The sequence below is a fragment of the Pseudomonas sp. PB103 genome, from assembly GCF_009764635.1.
In the GTDB taxonomy this organism is placed as follows: Bacteria; Pseudomonadota; Gammaproteobacteria; order Pseudomonadales; family Pseudomonadaceae; genus Aquipseudomonas.
In genome coordinates this window covers 1-20718 of sequence record NZ_RWIL01000136.1, presented here as the reverse complement: position 1 = coordinate 20718, position 20718 = coordinate 1, and the positions used below count along the sequence as shown (strand labels likewise).

General features: G+C 62.3%; 14 protein-coding genes and 1 pseudogene. 9 read left to right on the top strand and 6 right to left on the bottom strand.

The annotated features are described in order from the left end of the window. Window positions 1–131 precede the first annotated feature (131 nt). Both EJA70_RS31440 and EJA70_RS31435 read left to right on the top strand, forming a co-directional pair. Window positions 132–908 (top strand): annotated as a pseudogene (locus EJA70_RS31440) (cache domain-containing protein); the annotation flags it as partial. An 84-nt stretch (window positions 909–992) separates the two neighbouring features. Beyond that, window positions 993–1814 carry a methyl-accepting chemotaxis protein gene (locus EJA70_RS31435; RefSeq protein ID WP_371924620.1) on the top strand — a complete coding sequence of 274 codons (822 nt, stop codon included), beginning with the start codon at window positions 993–995 and terminating at the stop codon, window positions 1812–1814. A gap of 109 nt (window positions 1815–1923) precedes the next feature. Here EJA70_RS31435 and EJA70_RS25250 read toward each other — a convergent pair whose 3' ends face one another. Next, complete coding sequence (locus EJA70_RS25250) at window positions 1924–2859, bottom strand: LysR family transcriptional regulator (RefSeq protein WP_158834347.1); 936 nt, start codon at window positions 2857–2859, stop codon at window positions 1924–1926. Between the two features lie 112 nt (window positions 2860–2971). Here EJA70_RS25250 and EJA70_RS25245 point away from each other — a divergent pair, with 112 nt between their 5' ends. After that, a complete protein-coding gene (locus EJA70_RS25245; protein ID WP_158834345.1) occupies window positions 2972–3457 on the top strand; it encodes a DMT family transporter in 486 nt (161 codons plus the stop codon). Then, window positions 3457–3915, top strand: coding sequence for a DMT family transporter (locus EJA70_RS25240; protein WP_158834343.1), 459 nt, complete (start codon window positions 3457–3459; stop codon window positions 3913–3915). Before EJA70_RS25245 ends, EJA70_RS25240 begins: the two co-directional genes overlap by 1 nt. Window positions 3916–4026: 111 nt before the next feature. Here EJA70_RS25240 and EJA70_RS30880 read toward each other — a convergent pair whose 3' ends face one another. Continuing rightward, window positions 4027–4377 (bottom strand): hypothetical protein, encoded by a 351-nt coding sequence (locus tag EJA70_RS30880; RefSeq protein ID WP_178116990.1) that lies wholly within the window; start codon window positions 4375–4377, stop codon window positions 4027–4029. Between EJA70_RS30880 and EJA70_RS25235 the strand changes: the two genes are divergently transcribed. Further along, window positions 4294–4461, top strand: coding sequence for a metallothionein (locus tag EJA70_RS25235; RefSeq protein ID WP_123529467.1), 168 nt, complete (start codon window positions 4294–4296; stop codon window positions 4459–4461). The two genes, EJA70_RS30880 and EJA70_RS25235, sit on opposite strands and share 84 nt — an antisense overlap. Before the next feature lie 23 nt (window positions 4462–4484). Here the strand turns inward: EJA70_RS25235 and EJA70_RS25230 are convergent, their stop codons facing one another. Then, complete coding sequence (locus EJA70_RS25230; protein ID WP_008081485.1) at window positions 4485–4757, bottom strand: hypothetical protein; 273 nt, start codon at window positions 4755–4757, stop codon at window positions 4485–4487. 39 nt (window positions 4758–4796) lie between these two features. Further along, on the bottom strand, window positions 4797–5024 hold the full coding sequence (locus EJA70_RS25225) for a DUF6555 family protein (RefSeq protein ID WP_008081484.1): 228 nt from the start codon (window positions 5022–5024) through the stop codon (window positions 4797–4799). Between the two features lie 136 nt (window positions 5025–5160). On the opposite strand from EJA70_RS25225, the gene EJA70_RS25220 reads away from it, so the two are divergent. From EJA70_RS25220 to EJA70_RS25210, 3 genes are all read left to right on the top strand, one after another. Then, the gene (locus tag EJA70_RS25220) at window positions 5161–5934 is read left to right on the top strand and encodes a helix-turn-helix transcriptional regulator (protein WP_158834341.1); all 774 of its coding nucleotides are present in this window, start codon (window positions 5161–5163) and stop codon (window positions 5932–5934) included. A 235-nt stretch (window positions 5935–6169) separates the two neighbouring features. After that, window positions 6170–6343: a DUF1427 family protein gene (locus EJA70_RS25215; protein WP_007969534.1), complete on the top strand. Its 174-nt coding sequence runs from the start codon at window positions 6170–6172 to the stop codon at window positions 6341–6343. A gap of 28 nt (window positions 6344–6371) precedes the next feature. Beyond that, a complete protein-coding gene (locus tag EJA70_RS25210) occupies window positions 6372–7328 on the top strand; it encodes a zinc-binding alcohol dehydrogenase family protein (protein ID WP_158834339.1) in 957 nt (318 codons plus the stop codon). 213 nt (window positions 7329–7541) lie between these two features. Here the strand turns inward: EJA70_RS25210 and EJA70_RS25205 are convergent, their stop codons facing one another. Further along, window positions 7542–8564: a purine nucleoside permease gene (locus tag EJA70_RS25205; RefSeq protein ID WP_158834337.1), complete on the bottom strand. Its 1023-nt coding sequence runs from the start codon at window positions 8562–8564 to the stop codon at window positions 7542–7544. 16 nt (window positions 8565–8580) lie between these two features. Beyond that, window positions 8581–9540 (bottom strand): nucleoside-specific channel-forming protein Tsx, encoded by a 960-nt coding sequence (locus tag EJA70_RS25200; protein ID WP_158834335.1) that lies wholly within the window; start codon window positions 9538–9540, stop codon window positions 8581–8583. Window positions 9541–10084: 544 nt separating this feature from the next. Here EJA70_RS25200 and EJA70_RS25195 point away from each other — a divergent pair. After that, window positions 10085–20617: an autotransporter-associated beta strand repeat-containing protein gene (locus tag EJA70_RS25195; RefSeq protein WP_158834333.1), complete on the top strand. Its 10533-nt coding sequence runs from the start codon at window positions 10085–10087 to the stop codon at window positions 20615–20617. The last annotated feature ends 101 nt before the right edge of the window (window positions 20618–20718 follow it).

Sequence of the window (20718 nt, the reverse complement as noted above, 5' to 3'; positions counted from 1 at the left end):
GGCAGCTCCTACACCGATCTCTGTAGGAGCTGCCGAAGGCTGCGATCTTTTTTTGCGGGTTCAACTTTTGGTTTTGCGTGCCGTTAAAGCCTTTAACCACGCCAATAAAACCAAAAGAGTGAGCCCCCACAATGCGCCTGAGCCTCAAGGCTAAAGTCCTGTCCCTCGCCGTTCTTCCGGTATTGCTCTTTGCGCTGGTCATCAGCCTGACCACGCTGTTCATCCTCCAGGAACAAGCGCACAAAGAGGTCGAACAGACCCGCGAACGCCTGCTCGGCGACGCCAAAGCGACCCTGCAAAGTTACGTGGCCGTGGCCATGACCACGATCAAACCGCTCTACGATGCTGCCGCCCCGGGCGATGAAGCGGCGCGGGCGCAGGCGATCAAATTGCTCTCGGGCATCCGCTACGGCAAGGACGGCTACTTCTTCGGCTACGACTCCGAGACCGTGCGCCTGTTCAAGGCCAACGACCCGGAAGGCGTGGGCAAAAGCTTCAAGGACAATCGCGACCCGAACGGTGTTTACGTCAACCAGGGCTTGGTGAAAGTCGCGAAGGACGGCACTCACTATCTGCAATACAGCTCGCCTTTGCCGGGTAACGCGCAGGTGCTGGTGCCGAAACTCGGTTACACCGAATACCTGGCGAAGTGGGACATGGCCGTGGGTACCTCGGTCAATCTCGACGGCATCGAAGCGCAAGTGGCACTTGTTGAAGCGCAGGTGCAGGAACGCATGCAAGGCGTGGTGCTGAGCATCGTCGGCGTGGCGCTGGTGGTGCTGTTGGTGATCGCGGCGGCGGGGATGCTGCTGGCCAATACCATTCTGCGTCCGCTGACCCTGATGAAAGCCAACCTCGACGACATCGCGGCGGGCGAGGGCGATCTGACCCGCCGCCTGAACATCACCAGCCAGGACGAACTCGGTGAACTGGCCGGCTCGTTCAACCGCTTCGTCGACAAAATCCACGGCCTGGTGCGGCAGATCACCGAGATGACCACGCAACTCACCGGGCTGGTGACGCAGGTGTCCGATCAGGCGCAGCGTTCCGATCAGGCGATGGAGCGGCAGCGTCACGAGACCGATCAGGTTGCCACCGCCATCAACGAGATGTCTGCCGCCGCGCAGGAAGTGGCCAAGAGCGCGCAGAACGCCGCCGTCGCCGCCCAGCAGACCGACGAAGAAGGCCAGAGCGCCAAGCGTGTGGTGGCGGGCAGCATCAAACAGATTCATGCGTTGGTCGATGACATCCGCAGCAGCGGTGTCTCCCTCGACAGCCTGCAGCAGGACGTGACCTCGATTGTCGGCGTGCTCGGGGTGATCCGTTCGATTGCCGAGCAGACCAACCTGCTGGCGCTGAACGCGGCGATCGAAGCGGCGCGCGCCGGTGAGGCCGGGCGCGGCTTTGCCGTGGTGGCGGACGAGGTGCGGGCGCTGGCCAGTCGCACGCAGATCAGCACCCAGGAAATTCAGGGCATGATCGACCGCTTGCAGGCGGGCACCCAGCAGGCGGTCGAGGCGATGCGCCGCTCCAGCGAGGCCGGTGACGGCACCTCGCAACAGGCCAATCAGGCTGGCGCGTCGCTGGATGCAATGGCGTCGCTGATTGCGACGATCAACTCGATGAACGCGCAGATCGCCAGTGCGGCGGAAGAGCAGACGGCGGTGGCGGAGGAGATCAACCGCAGCGTGCATCAGATTGCGGTGGCGGTGGACAACGTCGCCGATGAGACGCAACTCGGCGCGCAGACCTCACGCAGCCTGGCCGAACTTGGCCAACGCCTGGGCAAACTCGTGGGCCAGTTCCGCATCTGACTCCCCTCACAATCCAATGTAGGAGCTGCCGCAGGCTGCGATCTTTTGATCTGGTTTTTAACAATCAAGATCAAAAGATCGCAGCCTGCGGCAGCTCCTACATGGGAAATCATGGTCTGTCCCAGTAGGGGATTTCGCCGAAGCATTCGATGAAGAAGTCGATGACCGTGCGCACCTTCACTGACAGCCGGCGGCTCCCCGGCCACAGCACCGCAATCTGCTGCGGTTCCAGGCTGTTCGACACCTGATACTCCCCCAGCACCGGCACCAACGTGCCTTCGCGTACCGCTTCGCCAATCAGCCACGACGGAAACATCACCAGGCCCAAGCCTTGTTCGGCGGCTTGCGTGAGGGTGTCGGCATGGTTGCCGGTGATCGGGCCTTTCACCGAATACGGTGTCCAGTCTTCACCCTCGCGGCGGAAAAACCAGCGTTGCAGACCGGCCGCGCCTTTGTAGGCCAGGCATTGATGCTGCGCGAGGTCTTCAGGCTGTTGCGGTGTGCCGTGACGCTTGAGATACGCCGGGCTGGCGGCGACCTGAAAGCGGTGCGGCGCGAGAATCCGCGCCTGCATGCTCGAATCGTGCAGCGGGCCGATGCGAAACAGCAAATCCGCACCTTCCTGCAGCGGGTCGACGTAGTGGTCGGTCTGCTGGATATCCAGTTGCAGCTTCGGATAGCGTGCGCACAACTTCCCCAGCCACGGCGTCAGATGCCGCTGACCGAACACCACCGGTGCATTGATGCGCACCAGGCCGGTGGGTTCGCTTTGCTGTTCCTGCAAGGCTTGCTCAGCTTCTTCCAGTTGCACCAGCAACAATCGCGCGTGGTAGCCGAGCATGCGCCCGGCTTCGGTCGGCGTGACGGCGCGGGTGTGGCGGTAGAGCAATTGCTGATTCAGCGCCTGCTCCATCAACTGGATTTGCCGGGAGATTGAAGAAGGCGCCACGCCCTCGCGGCGGGCCACTTCGGAAAAACTGCCATGGTCGAGCACGGCCACAAATAACCGCAGTGCCTTGAATCCGAGTTCGCTGAGCCCGTGCATGATCTGTCCTGCTGTGCGTGATGCGCAAAAGTGTTGTCCGGATGCTCCCATTTATCGCACAGCGACGCCAGTCGATAATCCGCGCCATCGTTGACTGGGCTGGATTGTGTTTATGCAAACGTTGGATGAAGTGAATGTGGCGGCACCGGTGGCCAAACCGGGGTTGCGCTGGTTATTGCTGCCGCTGGTGATAATGGCGGGCATGGGGTTGTCGGTAGAGGCCGGGTTGCTTGGGCCATTGGGCGCGCAGGTCGGGCATCTTTGGGCGACGTTGAGCATCTTTGGCGTCGGCTCGGCGATTCTGTTTTTGCTGCTGTTGTTTGCCGGCCCGCAGAAGGGCCCGGCGCTGAACACCTTGCCGCGCTGGCAGTTGATCGGGGGCATTCTCGGGCCGATCTACGTGGTAGTACTGACCTTGGCCACGCCGCACATTGGTATCGCCATGACGATGATCGCGATCCTCTCCGGGCAGGTCGGCAAGAGTGTGTTGATCGACCATTTCGGCTGGTTCGGGACGGCGCGCAAGAAGGTCAACGGTGAACGTTGGCTGGCGCTGGCGCTGATTGTGGCGGCACTTGTTTTGATTGCTCGGGGTTGATGATGAGTCTGATTATTTTGTTGGCCGTGGTGGTTGCGGCAGGTGCGGTGCTGAGTGTTCAGGCAGCGATCAATGGGCGCTTGGGCGAAACCGTTGGCGTGTTGCGCAGCAGTTTGCTGACGTTCGCCGTGGGTGCGCTGGTGACCGGACTGCTGATTGTGTTTTTCGAACCGGCGCATTCGGTGAGTTTGCTTGATGTGCCGAAGTGGCAGCTCAGTGGGGCACTGTTTGGCGTGGTGTACATGATTGTCATGGTCGGCGCTGTGCCTCGGGTCGGTACGGCGGTGGCGACCGTGGCGGTGATTGTCGGGCAGTTGGGGATGGGGATGTTGATCGATAATTTTGGCTGGTTTGGCAACCCGGCGATCGATTTGTCCGGGAGCCGGGTTTTGGCGATGGGGTGTTTGGGGTTGGCTTTGGTGTTTATGTATCGGAGCAGTGTGCGTACGGGGGATTGATTCGGGTTTTTTGGGGGGCAAGCGGTGCGCGTTCAGCTGTTGTTCTTCGTAGGAGCAAAGCTTGCTCGCGAAGGCGGCCTGACAGCCGACCCACCTCTCCCAGCCATACCATCATCCCCTGTAGGAGCTGCCGAAGGCTGCGATCTTTTGATCTGGCTCTGATTTTTGAATTTTCGCCGGGCCGGCATTCCGGCGTTTGAAAAAGGGGCTCGCTGATAAGAGCGAAACCGTCGGAAGCCATAACCGCAGCACGGATATGTCCCCCAAACCCCAATAAAAAATCCGGATCAAAAGATCGCAGCCTTCGGCAGCTCCTACACTGGGTATCACGGCTTGCCCTACAAGCCTCAGACAACCACCACACAAGGAGTCTGTTCCATGCCCGATAAAAAATGCGATTGCCCCGGCTGCAAATGCACCATCAAAGAAGGCGATCATTCCTACGCCGTGCACGGCAAACATTACTGCTGCGAAGCCTGCGCTCACCACCACAAGAGTGGCGAGGAGTGCTCAAGCAAGGGCTGCCATTGCGCACATCCGAAATAAACCCGGCGCAAAAAAAGTGGAGCCTAATCAGGCTCCACTTCCAGTTTCAAACTCGCATCATCCATGCGCTCGGTATGGCGCACCGTCCCTTGCAGCCGTCGGCCTTCGACCCTGACCACCACGGTTTTCGCCTGGTCGAGGTCGTCGGGTAACGGCGCTGGCACCCTCAGCGCGAAGCAGAACGGATCATCCTCGACCGCTTCCAGGCCCACGCGACAATCCACACTTTTGGTTATGCGCCCAAAGAGCGTGTCCAAGCCATAGTCCAGGTGCGCCTCGCTGCTGATGCTGCTCATTGTGCATTCCCCCGAATGATACCAACCGCCAGGCTGAGCTTAGCTGGTCGGTCGCCAGACGACGTTTTCCACGCCGAATTTTTCCGCCATCGGTTTGCTGGTTTTCTGCACCTTTTCACGGCCAAAGCGCGGGATTCGCCCGACGCCGGCGTCGCAGCTTGCCCAGTGCCAAGCCTCGGCGTTGTCCATTTTGTCCGAGCGGATAATGAACGACTTGGGCGTGCCGTGAAGGGTGTATTCGATGACATAGAGTTTTGCGTTGTTCATAAAGCCCGTATTCCTCCCTGTGGTAATAGAAGGATCGCGGCGCACCGGGAAAATTCACTCGGATTGTCCGACGGTATCTATCATTGGCGACGCGTCGGCGCACTGGTTACCATGGCGCCTCCACCAACCCCAATGAATGCTCGCCATGGCCCTCGCCGCGCCCCCCGATCTCAGTGACACCGATGTGCCCGTGCAGCGTGTGGCGCGCACCTATCCGCGTGGGTTGTTTATCGAGCCGCATGCGCATGTCTGGGGGCAGTTGCTGTACGCGATGAGCGGGGTGATGTGGGTCGAGACGCCGCATGAAGCGCTGGTGGTGCCGCCGCAGCGGGCGGTGTGGTTGCCGCCCGGTGTGCCGCACGGGATCCGCGTGGTGTCGGATCTGCAGATGCGCAATATCTACTTGCGCCCGGCGCTGGCGGCGACACTGGATCAGACCGTGCAGGTGATCGAGGTCGGTGGGTTGCTGCGCGAGTTGATTGTCGGGCTGGTGGAGCAGGGCGACAGCGGAGACCCGGCGTACTACGAGGCGCTGGTCGGGCTGGCGTTGCTGGAGCTGCAACGCGCCCGCCGTTCGCAGTTGAAAATCCCGCTGCCGGACGATTCCGATCGGCGTCTGATGAACGTGTGCCAAGCGGTCATGGCGGCGCCCTCACTGGACATTCCTTTCGAGCAACACGCGGAAAATGCCGGGGCCAGCGTGCGCACCCTGGCGCGGCTGTTCAAGGACAGTCTCGGCATGGGCTTCGCCGAGTGGCGGCGACAGGTGCAGCTGGCGACGGCGGTGGCGGAGTTGATTCAGGGCGTGGCGGTGAGCGTGATCGCCCGCGAGCTCGGCTACTCGCCCAGCAGCTTCAGCGACATGTTCCGCCGCGAACTGGGCGTCGCCCCCTCACAATTCACTCTGTAACAACGTTACCTCCTGAACCGGCACAAACCCTGTGGGAGCTGGCTTGCCAGCGATGGCGGTGTGTCTGCAAAAATGATGCTGGATTTACTGGTGCCATCGCTGGCAAGCCATCTCCCACAGGGTTTTGTGGTGGTTTCGGCAGGGTTGGCCGAAATTCAGAAGTCGTTGGCCGATGCCTTCGCACTCGATTCCCTAGACTCTGCCCATTCCTCGCAAACGGCGGAGTTCTTCCCCCATGAACTACCTGATTTCGCTGGCCATTGGTCTGGGCGTTGGCCTGCTTTACGGCGCGCTGGATTTCCGTTCTCCCGCACCGCCGGCCATCGCGCTGGTCGGTCTGCTCGGCATGCTGGCCGGTGAGCAATTGTGGCCGATGGGCCGGCAACTGGTCGCCGGCTGGTTGTCCTGAGTTTCCTTTCTCTTCGGTGAATCAATCCATGAAAGCACTGCAATTCGATAAAACCGGCGACCTGTCTTCCCTGCGTTTCGTCGACGTTCCGACCCCGGTCCCCGGCGCTGACGAGGTGCTGGTACAGATCAAGGCCGCTGGTCTCAATCCCAGCGATGTGAAAAACGTCCTTGGCCGTTTCCCCTACACCACGCTGCCGCGCATACCCGGTCGCGATTTCGCCGGTGTGGTGGTTGAAGGCCCGCCAGCATTGATCGGTCAGCAAGTCTGGGGCACCGGCCGCGAGCTGGGTTTTTTCGCCGATGGTTCTCACGCGCAATTCGTCAAACTGCCGGCCACCGGTGTCGCCCTCAAACCATCGCGCCTGAGTTTCAGCCAGGCCGCCAGTCTCGGCGTGCCGTACACCACTGCGTGGGATGCGCTGGAACGCAGTCTGGTAAAAGCCGACACGCGCCTGCTGGTGATCGGCGGCGGTGCGGTGGCCACGGCGGCATTGGCCTTGGCCAAAGTGCGCGGCGCGCAGATCCTGGCGGCGGCGCGGCGTTCGGAGCAGGTCAAGGAGTTGCAGGCGCAGGGTTACCAGACGATTCAGCTGGATAAACCTGAAGACCTCGGCGCGCAGGTCAACGCGGTGTATCAGGGGGGTGCTGAAGTGATCTTCGACACCACCGGTTTCTGGCTGCCGGCGTCGGTGGCGGCACTGGCAATCTTTGGTCGAATCGCGATCATCGCCGCACCGGTAGACGGCCATGTGCAATTGCCGGCACTGGCGTTGTACCGCAAGGGCGGTTCGGTGGTGGGCGTCAATACGTTGCTGTACAGCGTTGAAGCCTGTGCGGCGATGTTGGGCCAGTTTGGCCGGCTCTTCGACGAAGGCGCGTTGCCGTTGCCGCAAGGGCTGGTCGAGTCGCCATTGGCCGACGGTCTTCAGCGTTATGCGGATGTGAATCAGGGCAGCGGTGACAAAGTCATCCTGATTCCCTGACCCCCCAATAAATCGCAAAACCTGTAGGAGCCAAGCTTGCTCGCGAAAGCGCCAGGTCAGTCGATGAATATTTTGACTGGCTTGACGTCTTCGCGGGCAAGCCTTGCTCCTACACATGTTGGATGTGAGATCAAAAGATCGCAGCCTGCGGCAGCTCCTACAGGGGAACACAATTCCATGTAGGAGCTGCCGAAGGCTGCGATCTTTTGATTTTTATGGCGCGGGGACGCCGTTTTCCCAGGCTGTCCAATGCGTGAGGATGTCCTGCACCAGCGGATGGCCGGCGCGATAGAGGTTTTCCAGCGCCGGGGCAAAACCACCCTGATCGGCGTATTTCAGCAAGTTGTCCACTTCACTGCCGCCCGGCTCAGGGCGATCGAAGTCAGAGCCGGCGCGCACCACGGCCAGGCGTTGAACATCGACCAGACCTTGGCGACTGGCCCGCAGCAAAGCTTCATAGGTGGAGTTGTCTTCCTGCTGCGTCGTGCAGTATTCGCCCTTGTTATCCGTGAGCAGTTTGGTCCAGACCTCGGCCCGTTCGCTCAAGCGCGTGCCGGAAAACCAGGTGTTGCCGGCCAACGTGTCGCAGCGGGTGACCACCGGTGGCTGATTGGCTGGGGCCGACGGATATTTCCGGCGCCACGCTGCCGATTCCTTGCTCTCGCTCAGTTCAACCTTGTGGCTCAGGGCGAAGGCTTTGTCCTGCAGTTTCGCGTTCAGCTCGAAGACTTCGGTCTTGTAATCCAGCGGCGGTTTTTCGTTCGGGCCTTTTGTGTTGATACCCAGATAACCGGTCGGCCAGGTCGACGGTGCATCGCGCGAATCGATCTCCCATTGCGTGCCGAACTCCACCAGATAATGCGCCCACGCCGCAGTGCCGATGGTCCCGTGTTTTGGGCTGATCCCGGCGATACCAGCGATCAGGAAATAGCTTTTACGCAAGTCGAATTTCGGCGACAGCGCCAACGCCAGGGTCGAGGCGGCAGCGTTGGTCTGGCCCATGCCGGTGGTCAACAGGCACACCTGGTGCGCGTTGCAACGGATGCTCGGGTACTCGGCGGACAGGCCCGGCACACGGATTTCCTGTTTCAGTTCCAGGCGATCGATCCAATGCTGCGCCTCGGGCGCGAACATGGTGATCAGCACGACTTTCGGTTGAATCGGTGCCTCGACCGCCCAAGCGGTGGAAGAGAGCAGGGCCGCAGCGGCCAGTGTCAAACGCATCATTGCTTGCATGAAACCTCCTTGAAAATCAGAACTGGTAACCGACGCCGGCGTAGTAACCCCAGCCATTGGAACGCGCGCGGAAATTACCGTCGCCAAAATTCAGCTCGCTGCCGTCCTCCCAGTTGCCGCCGTTGTGGAAATAACGCCCCACCAGCGTGAAGCGCAGATGGGTGAAGGAGTAGAGCAACACGTTGGTCGCCACCGTCGCGTTGGCGGTGCGAGCGGGGTTGTCTTTGTGGATGTCGGAGCCGAAATCGAAGTTGGTAAAACCGATGTAGGTCAGCGAGGCGCCGTTGCTGAATTTGTCGATGGGCACGATGTACTTGAGCTGCGCGCGGTAGCCGTCCCACGAATATTCATTGCTCGCGCCGTAGTTTTCCCACTGGTAGCGACCGTAGAGGTTGGCCGACAGATTGACCCGCGAGTGGGTGTCGATGTCGGTGCCGAAACCGCTGTACAGCGTGTTGGCGCGATTCTCTTTACGGCTGCCGTGGTCGTAGATCCAGTCGAACGCGACGTACCATTCCTTGAACGGGCCGATGGCCAGGCTGCGGCCGGCGAGGTAGTCGATGGAGATGCGCGGTTCGTGCTCCATGAACACTGGCGAGCCGTGATCCCACACACCTTTGTCGTGGCTGTTGCCGATGTTGAAGATCTTCGGCACGTCGATGTAGCCGTACAGCTCGAACGGGCCCTTGCGGCCGAAATACTCGTACTCCAGGTAGATATCGTCGGCCGGTTGCGGGCCGAAACTGATGTCTTTGCTGCCGATCAGCATCAGGTCCTGGTTGTACCAGTCCGACAGGTAGGCGCCTTTTTTCGGCGGGCTGGCTTCCGGGCTGAGGGCTTCGCCCTGGGCGGATTCTTCCGGCAGCGCGGGCTGAGCGAAAGTGCTGGCGCTGAGAAGTCCGGTAACGCCAGTAAGCAGCAAGGAAACAGCAAATGTGCGCGCAAACGGTGCGCGAAAGGGGGATGCGGTGTGCATTCAAAGTCCTTTTTTGCGGATCGAGGCCCGTGTTCCGTGGGCTTGTACGGTTTTGTTACGAAAACCTTGAGATTGACGTTGCGCAAACGTTTGCACAAGTCATACCAATGTTTTCAATTCGCTGATATTTCGTCGATTTCAACGGTTTTTCTGACAGAACGATCACATTTTTCAAGAGCGCAAAAATGCCGGCGCGTACGAATCCTGTGGCGAGGGGATTTATCCCCGATGGGGCGCGTAGCGGCCCTTGGAAGCGTGGGCCTGCTGCGCAGTCCATCGGGGATAAATCCCCTCGCCACAAAGGCCATGCCCAAGGTTCTGCGGCAGGTTGAAGGCCCGTGGATGCGGGCTGAAACGCTTATTCCAGACGCCTCTAGTATTAAAGTATTAACACCATTTAATCCGTGCCCCATTGCCGGGCGTCTACTAGCTTTGTCCCCAATCAACGGTTTTGTGATGACCGTCGCAGTCTTGATTCGCGTGTGGAATAAGCACTGCTTTGCACGCCTTCAAGGAAGAAATTGGCCACGACAAGGAGTAGCCCGTGGAAGCAAGGTTTGGTATCGCCCTCGTTTCGCGTTTTTCCCCTCTTTCCCTTGCTGTGCATCTGAGCGTCGCCGGGCTGCTGTTCGGCGGGATCAGTGCCCCTGCGCTGGCCACATGCTCCACGGCCGGTTCAATCGTGACGTGTACGGGGGTGCCGCCACTGCCACTGGTTCCCAACGACTTCGCCAGTGCCACGAACAACCTGACGGTCAACGTCAACAGCGGCGCGCAGATGAACGCGACCCTTGGCGGGCATGTCATGGACCTGACGGGGGTCGGCATCACCCTGAACAACTCCGGCATCATGGATCCGGCAGTCCTTGGTCTGATATCGGTGTTGAGCGGCGGTGCATTTATCGGGAACGGCGCGACCAGCACGGTCAATGTGCTCAACAATACGGGCGCGATCATGCGCGGTACCGGCATGTTGCTTGGACTTAACCTGACCAGCATCAATGGCCTGGCCATCGCGGTGAACAACGCCGCTGCCGGCACCACCAGCATCACCAACAACGGCACCATCACTTCGACCGGACTTTCGATCGGTGGCATCACCCTGGCCGACACCCCGGTGATCGGCGTCTACGGTGGCTCGCAGGTCAACATGACCAACAGCAACACCGGTGTCATCAACGGCCGGATTGCCTTCGAAACCTCGGCGGCGGGCAACACCTTCACCAACGCCGGTGCGATTACCGGCGGCGTATCGATGGGCGCGGGGAGCACCAACACCTTCACGGCCGTGACCGGTTCTTCGGTGCAGGTCGGTGACGGCGTGCAGATCAGTGTCGGCCTTGGTGGTCTGGTCAATATCAACCTGACTTTCGCCCCGACGGGTACGGTCGATGGCGGTGCGGGGGGGACTAACAGCCTGATCCTGCAAAACACCAGCGGCGTCGGCGGCGGTATCACCGAGACTGGCTCGGCGTCGAGCGCCACCTACGTCAACTTCAACAACCTGACCCTCAACAGCGGCACCTGGACCTTGCAGGGGCCATTGGTCAGCGGCGCGACCACGCTCAACGGCGGTATCGCGAATTTCAACAACAACGCCACCTTCGGCAGCGGCGTGCTCACGTCCAACGGCGGGATTCTGCAGGCCAGTAATGCCGGGTTGAACATCAGCAATCTGATTTCCGTCGGTGCCGGCGGTGTCACGGTACAAGGCGGCAACGCCACCACCCTGAGCGGGGTGATTTCCGGCAGCGGCGGTTTCACCAAGGCCGGTACCGGTCAACTTAACCTCGGCGCCGCCAACACCTATCTGGGCAACACCACGCTCAATGGCGGCACGGTACAGGTCAGCAACAATCAGGCGTTCAGCACCGGCACACTCAACGTCACCGGCGCGACAACGCTGAGCGCACCGGGCACCATCAGCCTGGCCAACGCCATCAGCCTCGGCGGCACCTTGACGGCCGGCGGCACTGGCGCACTGACCCTCGGTGGCTTGATCAGCGGCAGCAGCGGCCTGACCAAAACCGGCACCGGCAGCCTTACCCTCAGCGGCGCCAACAGCGGTTTCACCGGCACCACCACCCTCAGCGCCGGCAGCCTGCTGGTGACCAACAGCAACTCGCTGGGCAGCGGTGCATTGAACACCGCCGCCGGCACCAGCCTCGACAGCACGACCAACGTGACGCTGGCCAATAACATCGGCATGACCGGCGCGCTCAACGTGCTCGGCAGCAATGCGCTGACCCTCGGCGGCGTGTTGAGCGACACTGGCGGCATCACCAAAAGCGGCACCGCCAGCCTGACCCTGACCGGCAACAACAGCAACTCAGGCAACACCGCCCTCAATGCCGGCACGTTGTTCGTTGGCAGCAATACCGCGCTGGGTACCGGCGCACTGAGTGCGGCGGCCGGCACGGTGCTGGATGCGACTGCTGCGGTGACACTGGCGAATGCCGTCGCACTGGCCGGCGGCGTGACCATTGGTGGCACCCAGACATTGGGCTTGAGCGGCGTCGTCAGCGGCGCCGGCAACCTGATCAAGAGCGGCACGGCGAACCTGAGCCTCAGCGGCAACAACACCTTCTCCGGCGGCACCGCACTGAATGCCGGCACGCTGATTGTCGGCTCCAACACCGCGCTCGGCACTGGCGCGCTGACCACGGCGGCGGGCGCCACACTCGATGCCAGCACCGCAGTTGCACTGACCAACGCGGTTTCGCTCGGCGGCAATCTCAACGTCGGCGGCAGCGCCAACCTGACCCTCGGCGGCATCGTCAGCGGTAGCGGCGGGCTGACCAAAAACGGCGCGGCCAACCTGATACTCAATGGCGCCAACACCTTTCTCGGTGCCATTGCGCTGAACGCCGGCACCATCACCGCAGGCGCCAACGCGGCGCTGGGTAGCGGCAACATCACCGTGGGCGGTGTAGCTACCCTCGACAGCAATGCGGCGGTGACCCTGAACAACGCCGTCATTCTCAACAACAGCCTGGGGATCGGCGGTAGTAACGCGCTGACCCTCGGCGGGGTGATCAGCGGCGCCAGCCAACTGGTGAAAAACGGCGCCGCCAATCTCACGCTTAACGGCACCAACACCTACAGCGGCGGCACCACGCTGAATGCTGGCAGCCTCACCGTCGGCAACGGCGCAGCATTGGGCACGGGGGCCTTGACGGTGGAAGGCGCGGGCACGCTCAACAGCAGTTCTGCCGTGACCCTGAACAACAACGTGATTCTCAACGCCAACCTCACCGCTGGCGGCGCCAACGCACTGACCCTTGGCGGGGTGATCAGTGGCGCCAACGGGCTGATCAAAACCGGCGCTTCGAGCCTGACCCTCAACGGCAACAACACCTACACCGGCACCACGGCGCTGAATGCCGGTTCGCTGATTGTCGGCTCCAGCACCGCCCTCGGGACCGGCACGCTGAACGCCTCGAACGGCACCATCCTCGATGCCAGCGCCGCCGCGACGCTGGCCAACAACGTCAACCTCTCCGGCACTCTGACTGTAGGCGGCACCAATGCGCTGACCCTTGGCGGTGTGGTCGCCGGTATCGGTGGATTGACCAAGAACGGCGCTGCCGATCTGACCCTCAACGGCGCCAACACTTATTTTGGCAACACCGTGTTGAACACCGGCAAACTGATCGTCGGCAGTAACACCGCGCTGGGTTCCGGTACGTTGAACGCGGCAGCCAACACCACGCTGGATGCCAACACGGCCGTCAGCCTGAACAACGCCGTCGCGCTGGCCGGCGCCGTGAACATCGGCGGCACGGCGAATATGACGCTAACCGGTCTGGTCAGCGGTGCCGGCAGCCTGGTGAAAAACGGCACGGCCAATCTGATTCTCAATGCAGCAAACAACTACCTCGGCGGCACCACGCTGAATGCCGGCACACTGACCGTCGGCAACAGTTCGGCATTGGGTTCTGGCGCATTGACCGTCGCTGGCGCGTCGACGCTGGACAGCAACTCGCCGCTGGTCAGCCTCAACAACGCGGTCGCCCTGAATGCCGGACTGACCGTGGGCGGCACGCAGAATCTCACCCTCGGCGGCGTCACCAGCGGTACTGGCCCACTGATCAAGAACGGCACTGCCAATCTGACCCTCAACGGCAACAATACTTTCAGCGGCGGCACCACTTTGAATGCCGGTACGCTGACCTTGGGCAATGCCAACGGTCTGGGCAGCGGCGCATTGATCGTCGGCGGCGCGGCGACGCTGGATAACAGCGCGTCGTTCGGCATCGGCAACGCGATCACTTTGAACGCCGGGCTGACCATCGCCCGCAACAACGATTTGAGCTTGAACGGCATCATCGACGGTGCCGGCAGCCTGACCAAAAACGGTCTGTCGGACCTGGCCCTGGCGGGCAACAACACCTTCACCGGTGCGCTGAACATCATCTCGGGCAGCGTCACCACGCTCAACAACAACGCCTTGGGCAATACCTCCGGGGTCAACATCAGCGCCGGCGCCGGGCTCAATCTGGGCAGCAACGCCAGCCTCGGTGCGCTGACCGGCAGCGGCAGTGTGCAACTGACCGGCAGCAACCTGCTGACCGTCGGCAGCGGCGACGTCACCAGCACCTTCGACGGCGATCTCAGTGGCAGCGGCGGCCTGGTCAAAGTCGGCACCGGCACCTTGAACCTCACCGGGATCAACGGCATCACCGGCAACACCGCGATCAATGGCGGTACCGTCGACCTCAGCGGTTCGCTGGCCAGTGCGCAGGTCAACGTCAACACCGGCGGTACCCTCACCGGCACCGGTTCGGCAATTGGTAGCGTCAACATCAACAGCGGCGGCCATCTGGCCTTGTCGTCGGGCAACCAACTGTCTGCCAGTGCGTTGACTCTCGCGGCCGGCAGTAACGTCGATGTCGCGTTGGCAACACCGTCGACCACGTCGCTGATGAATGTCGGCGGCAACCTCACCCTCGACGGCAATCTCAACGTCACCGATGCCGGCGGTTTTGGCGTTGGCGTGTATCGCCTGTTCAACTACACCGGCGCCCTGACCAATCTCGGTCTGGACGTCGCCAGCGTGCCGGCCGGTTACGGCCTCGGCGATCTGCTGGTGCAGACCGGCGTGCCCAATCAGATCAACATTCAAGTGTCGGCGCCGAACGTCAACATCCGTTACTGGGACGGCAGTCAGACCATCGCCAACGGTGTGGTCGATGGCGGCAGCGGCACCTGGAACGCGGTCGGCACCAACTGGACCGATGCCAACGGTCTGGTCAACCAACCATGGGCCGGCGATTTCGCAGTATTCCAAGGCACCGCCGGCACGGTGACGGTGAACGGCACGCAAGCGTTTACCGGCATGCAATTCCTCACTGACGGCTACAACGTAGTGAATGGCACGGCGGGGCAACTCACGGCGGTCAACGGCACTGGCGGCACCACTTCATTGCGCGTCGATCCGGGCGTGACGGCGACCATCAACGCCAACATCAATGGCAGCGGCATCCTCAATAAACTCGACAGCGGCACCTTGGTGCTGGGCGGTGCCAACGCCTATACCGGCGGCACGCAACTGGACGGCGGCAAAATCATCGTGGGCAGCAACACCGCGCTCGGCACCGGCACGCTGACTGCGAACGCCGGCACGCAACTGGACAGCAATGCGGCGGTGACGCTGGCCAACGCCGCGACACTGAACGGCAACCTCACCGTGGTCGGCAGCAATGCATTGACCCTCAACGGCGTGATTGGCGGCACCGGTGGCCTGATCAAAACCGGCACGGCCAACCTGACCCTTGGCGGCAATAACGCCTTCCTCGGCCCGGTAGCCTTGAATGCCGGCGGACTGATTCTGGCGTCGAACTCGGCGCTGGGTTCCGGCACCTTGAATGCGGCGGGCGGCACCACGCTGGATGCGAGCACGGCGGTGTCGTTGAACAGCGCGGTCAATCTGGCCGGCAACCTCGGCATCGTCGGCACGGCAGATCTGACGCTTGCCGGCACGGTCAACGGCGCCGGCAGCCTGAGCAAAAACGGCGCGTCGAACCTGACCCTCAGCGGCAACAACAACTTCCTCGGCGGCACCACCCTCAACGCCGGCACCCTGACCGCCGGCAGCAACTCGGCGCTGGGTCTGGGCAACCTCACCGTCGCCGGTGCCTCGGCGCTGGACAGCAACAGCGCGCTGAGCCTGGGCAACAACGTCGTGCTCAACGCCAATCTGAGCAACACCGGCAGCAACAACCTGACCCTCGCCGGTGTGGTCAGCGGCGCGGGCGGGTTGATCAAGGACGGCGCGTCGAACCTGACGCTCAATGGCATCAATACTTATTCGGGCGGCACCACGCTGAACGCCGGTACGCTGACGCTCGGCACTGACGGCGCATTGGGCAACGGCGCGTTGACGGTCGCTGGTGATGCAACGATCGCTAACAGCGCACCACGGACACTGGCCAACAACATCAACGTCAACGCCAATTTGAGCGTCACCGGTGACAACGCCCTGAGCCTGAACGGCGTGATTGCGGGTAGCGGCACGCTGACCATGAACAGCCTGGCGGTACTGAGTCTTGGCGGCAACAACACTTTCAACGGTCTGATCGATGTGTTGAGAGGCAGCCTGAACACCGTCGGCAGCACCGCGCTGGGCGATAACGCTAGTGTCAATCTCGCCGCCGGTACCACGCTCAACATCGGTGATTCGACCAGCATCGGCAGCCTGACCGGTGACGGCACGGTGGGCATCGGTGACTTTGACACCCTGAGCATTGGAGGCAACAACCAGAGCAGTACATTCGCTGGCGTCCTCAGGGACGGTATCGATCCGGGCGGTTTGACCAAGCTGGGCAGCGGCACATTGACCCTGACGGGCATCAACACCCTCTCTGGCGACACCAACGTCAACGCTGGCACCCTGCAGGTCAACGGCTCGCTGGCCAGCGGCAATGTGCTGGTCAACAACGGCGGCACCCTCGGTGGCAGCGGTACCTTGAGCGGTGCCGTGACGGTGGCCGATGGCGCTCATCTGACGGGCGTTACCGGCAGCACGTTGAATGTCGGTTCGCTGACCTTCAACGGCAACTCCAACTTCGACGTCGCCCTTGGGACTCCGGTCGCAGGTGGCGGCAATGCGCTGGTCAACGTCGGCGGCAACCTGACCCTCGACGGCACGCTCAACGTCAGTGACATAGGTGGTTTCGGCAGCGGCGTGTATCGCCTGATCAACTACACCGGCGGCCTGACCGACAACGGCATGCTGATCGGCACGGTGCCGGGCAGCGTGACCCCGGGCGATCTGACCCTGCAGACCGCGCTGGCCAATCAGATCAACCTGCTGGTGACTGCACCGGGCGTCACTGTGCAGTTCTGGGACGGCAATCAGCTGGTCGCCAACGGTTCGGTCGAGGGTGGCAGCGGTACCTGGGGCACCGGCACCACCAACTGGACCGACGTCAACGGCATCACCAACCAAGCCTGGACCAACAACTTCGCGGTGTTCCAGGGCGCGGCGGGTACGGTCACCGTCAACGGTGCGCAAACCATCACCGGCATGCAGTTCGTCACCGATGGCTACAACCTGGTCAACGGCACGGCGGGTTCGCTGAATCTGGTCAACGGTTCGCTGGGCAATGCCACGGTGCGGGTAGACCCGAACGCCACTGCAACGATTGGTGTGGCGCTCAACGGTGCCGGCACCCTCGGCAAATACGACACCGGCACGCTGGTGCTCAACGCCGCTAACGGTTACACCGGCGGCACCGCGCTGAATGGCGGCAAGATCGTAGTCGGCAACAACGCGGCCCTCGGCACTGGTGTGTTGACCGCCGCCGCGGGTACCGCGCTGGACAGCAACACCGCCGTCACCCTCGGCAATGCCGTGGTGCTCAACGGTGGCTTGACCGTCGCCGGCTCCAACGCCCTGACGCTGGGCGGCGTGGTCAGCGGCACGGGCAGCCTGATCAAGGCCGGCGCGTCGAGCCTGACCCTCAACGGCAACAACAGCTACAGCGGCGGCACCCAACTCGCCGGCGGCACGCTGATTCTGGGCAACAACAGCGCGATCAGCAGTGGCGCACTGAGCGTGACCGGCAATGGCACCCTCGACAGCACCTCGGCGCTGCAACTGGCCAACGCGATCAACCTCGGCGCGCAACTGACGCTCGCCGGCAACCAGAACACCACGCTGATCGGCGCGGTGACCGGCAGTGGCAGCCTGGTGAAAAACGGCGCCGGTGATCTGCTGCTCAGCGGGGCCAACACCTACAGCGGTGGCACCACGCTGAACGCCGGCAGCACGCGCGGCGACACCAGCAGCCTGCAAGGTGCGATCGTCAACAACGCCACGCTGACCTTTGAGCAGAACGCCAATGGCAGTTACACCGGCAACCTCACCGGCACCGGCACGCTGAACAAAACCGGTAGTGGGCAATTGCTCCTGAGCGGCAACAACGGCCTTACCGGCAACACTTCGGTGCAGGCCGGTAGCCTGTTGGTCAACGGCACGCTCAACAGCAGCAACGTCAGCGTTGCCAGCGGGGCTAAACTCGGCGGCAGCGGCCAGCTTAGCGGCGCGGTGCAACTGGCCAGCGGCGCGACCTTGGTCGGTGGCGGCACGGCAACGCCGTTGTCGGTCGGTGCACTGGCACTGTCGTCGGGGACCAATCTGGACTTCAGCCTCGGCTCGGCGACCAGCTCGACCACGGTGGTTGATGTCGCCGGCAACCTGACCCTCGACGGCACGCTGAACGTCAGCAATGCCGGCGGCTTCGGCACCGGGGTGTATCAACTGTTTCGCTACGGTGGCAGCCTGACCGACAACGGTCTGGTCTATGGCAGCCTGCCGGTAGCGGCGGCCAACCTGACCCTGCAAACGGCCATCGCCAATCAGATCAACCTGCTGGTGCAAGGCACTCCGGGTGAGGTGCAGTTCTGGAACGGCGGCACCACCAATCCCGACGGCAGCATTGGCGGTGGCAGTGGCGTGTGGGGGCCAGGCACCAACTGGACGGACCCGACAGGCACTCAGGCCCTCGGTTCGAATGGTCAATTTGCAGTGTTCGGTGGCCAGAGCGGCACGGTTACCGTGCAGGGCAATCAGAACTTTACCGGCCTGCAATTTCTCACCAACGGCTATAACCTGACACCGGGCGCCGGCGGTACGCTGACACCAGTCAACGGTCCGGATGGCAGCCTTGCACCGGTGCGCGTCAATGCCGGGGCCAGCGCGCAAATCTCCGTGCCGCTGGTGGGCACCGGCGGTATCGAGAAACTCGACTCCGGCACGCTGGTATTGACGGGGGCCAACACCTACAGCGGTGGCACCACGGTCAGCGGCGGTACGCTGATCGGTAACACCACCAGTCTGCAGGGCAACATCCTCGACAACGCGTCGCTGGTGTTCCAGCAAAATGCCAACGGCCAGTTCAACGGTGTGCTCAGTGGCACGGGCGCCTTGGTCAAACGCGGCGACGGCACGTTGTTGCTGACCGGCAATCAACCGTTCAACGGTACGGTCTCGGTCGATCAAGGCGTGCTGCAAGTCGGCAGCCGCTCGGCGCGGGCCTCGCTCGGTGGACAAGTCACCGTGGCCAACGGTGCTGGCCTGAGCGGTAACGGCAGCGTCGGTTCGATCGTCAACCACGGCGTGGTGCAATCCGGTTCCGAGGCGGGCACGCTGAGCGTTGCCGGCAACCTGACCAACGCCTCCGATGGCGTGCTGGCCCTGACCGTCAGCTCGCCAACCGCCACGCCATTGGCGGTCGGTGGCACGGCGACGCTGGGTGGCGGCTTGCAGGTGAACTCGCTGGCGCCGTTCACCGGCAATACCGTGTACTCGCTGATCACCGCAGGTGGCGGTGTGGTCGGGACCTTCAGTGCTGCAGACTTGCCTCAGTACGCGTTCCTCGATTCGGCACTGGTGTACGACGCCAACGCCGTCAATCTGGTGGTCAGTCGCAACGGCAATTCCTTTGTCGATGTCGCTGCCACCCAGAACCAGCGCAACACTGCCTCGGCGTTGATGCGCAATGGTTCGGCGGGTGCGGCGTTGCAGAACGAAATCGTCAACCTCAGCGTCGCCGGTGCGCGCAATGCCTTCGACAGCCTGTCGGGGGAAATTCATGCCAGCACCGCCAGCGCCATCCTCGAGGATTCGCGCTACGTGCGCGAAGCGGTCAACGACCGCATGCGTCAGCCATCGTGCAGCGCCGCGGATGATCCACGCCGCGCCCTGGCGCCGAGTGACAACCAATTGAGCAGCAACGGTTGCCACGGCGAAATGGTCGGCTGGGCCCGCGCACTCGGCGCCTGGGGCGAGTCGGATGGCGACAGCAACGCCGCCAGCCTCGATCGCAACCTCAGCGGTTTCATGCTCGGCACTGACAAGCAGCTCGATGATCAGTGGCGCGTGGGCATGGCCGCCGGTTACACCCGCAGCGACCTCGATGCGCATGATCGTCGCTCGGATGCCACCGTTGAAAGCTACCACCTGGCGGCGTACCTCAACTCGCAATTCGATGCACTGGCCGTGCGCCTCGGCGCGGCGTACAGCTGGCACGACATCGAGACCAAACGCGACGTCAGCGTCGGCAGCTACAACGATCGCCTGAAGGCCAATTACGACGCCCGCAGCGCTCAGGTGTTTGGTGAAGTCGGTTACACGATTGAAGCCGGCGGCATTGCCCTTGAGCCGTTCGCCGGTCTGTCGTATGTCAACTACGACTCCGACAAGGCCAAGGAAAAAGGCGGGGTAGGGCGACTGAAGGCGGAAGCCGATCAGGACATCACCTTCTCGACCCTCGGTGTACGCGCCGGCAAAGTCATCACCCTGGCCAACGGCGGGCAATTCACCCCGCGCGCGGCCATCGGCTGGCGCCATGCCTTCGGCGACACCAAACCTGACGCCGACCTGAGCTTCATCGACGGCGGCGCCTCGTTCAGCACCCAAGGCGTACCGATCGCCAAGGACAGCGCGCTGGTCGAAGCAGGGGTGGACTTCCAGATCAGCCCGACCGGCAAACTCGGAGTGGGTTATTCGGGGCAATTGTCGAATGACAACAACGACCACGCGATGACCATCAGCTTCAGCCTTGGCTTCTGATTTAGGGTCGAAGCACTTTTAGCCGCCCGCAAGGGCGGTTTTTTTTAAGATCAAAAGATCGCAGCCTGCGGCAGCTCCTACATGGGATTTGTGTAGGAGCT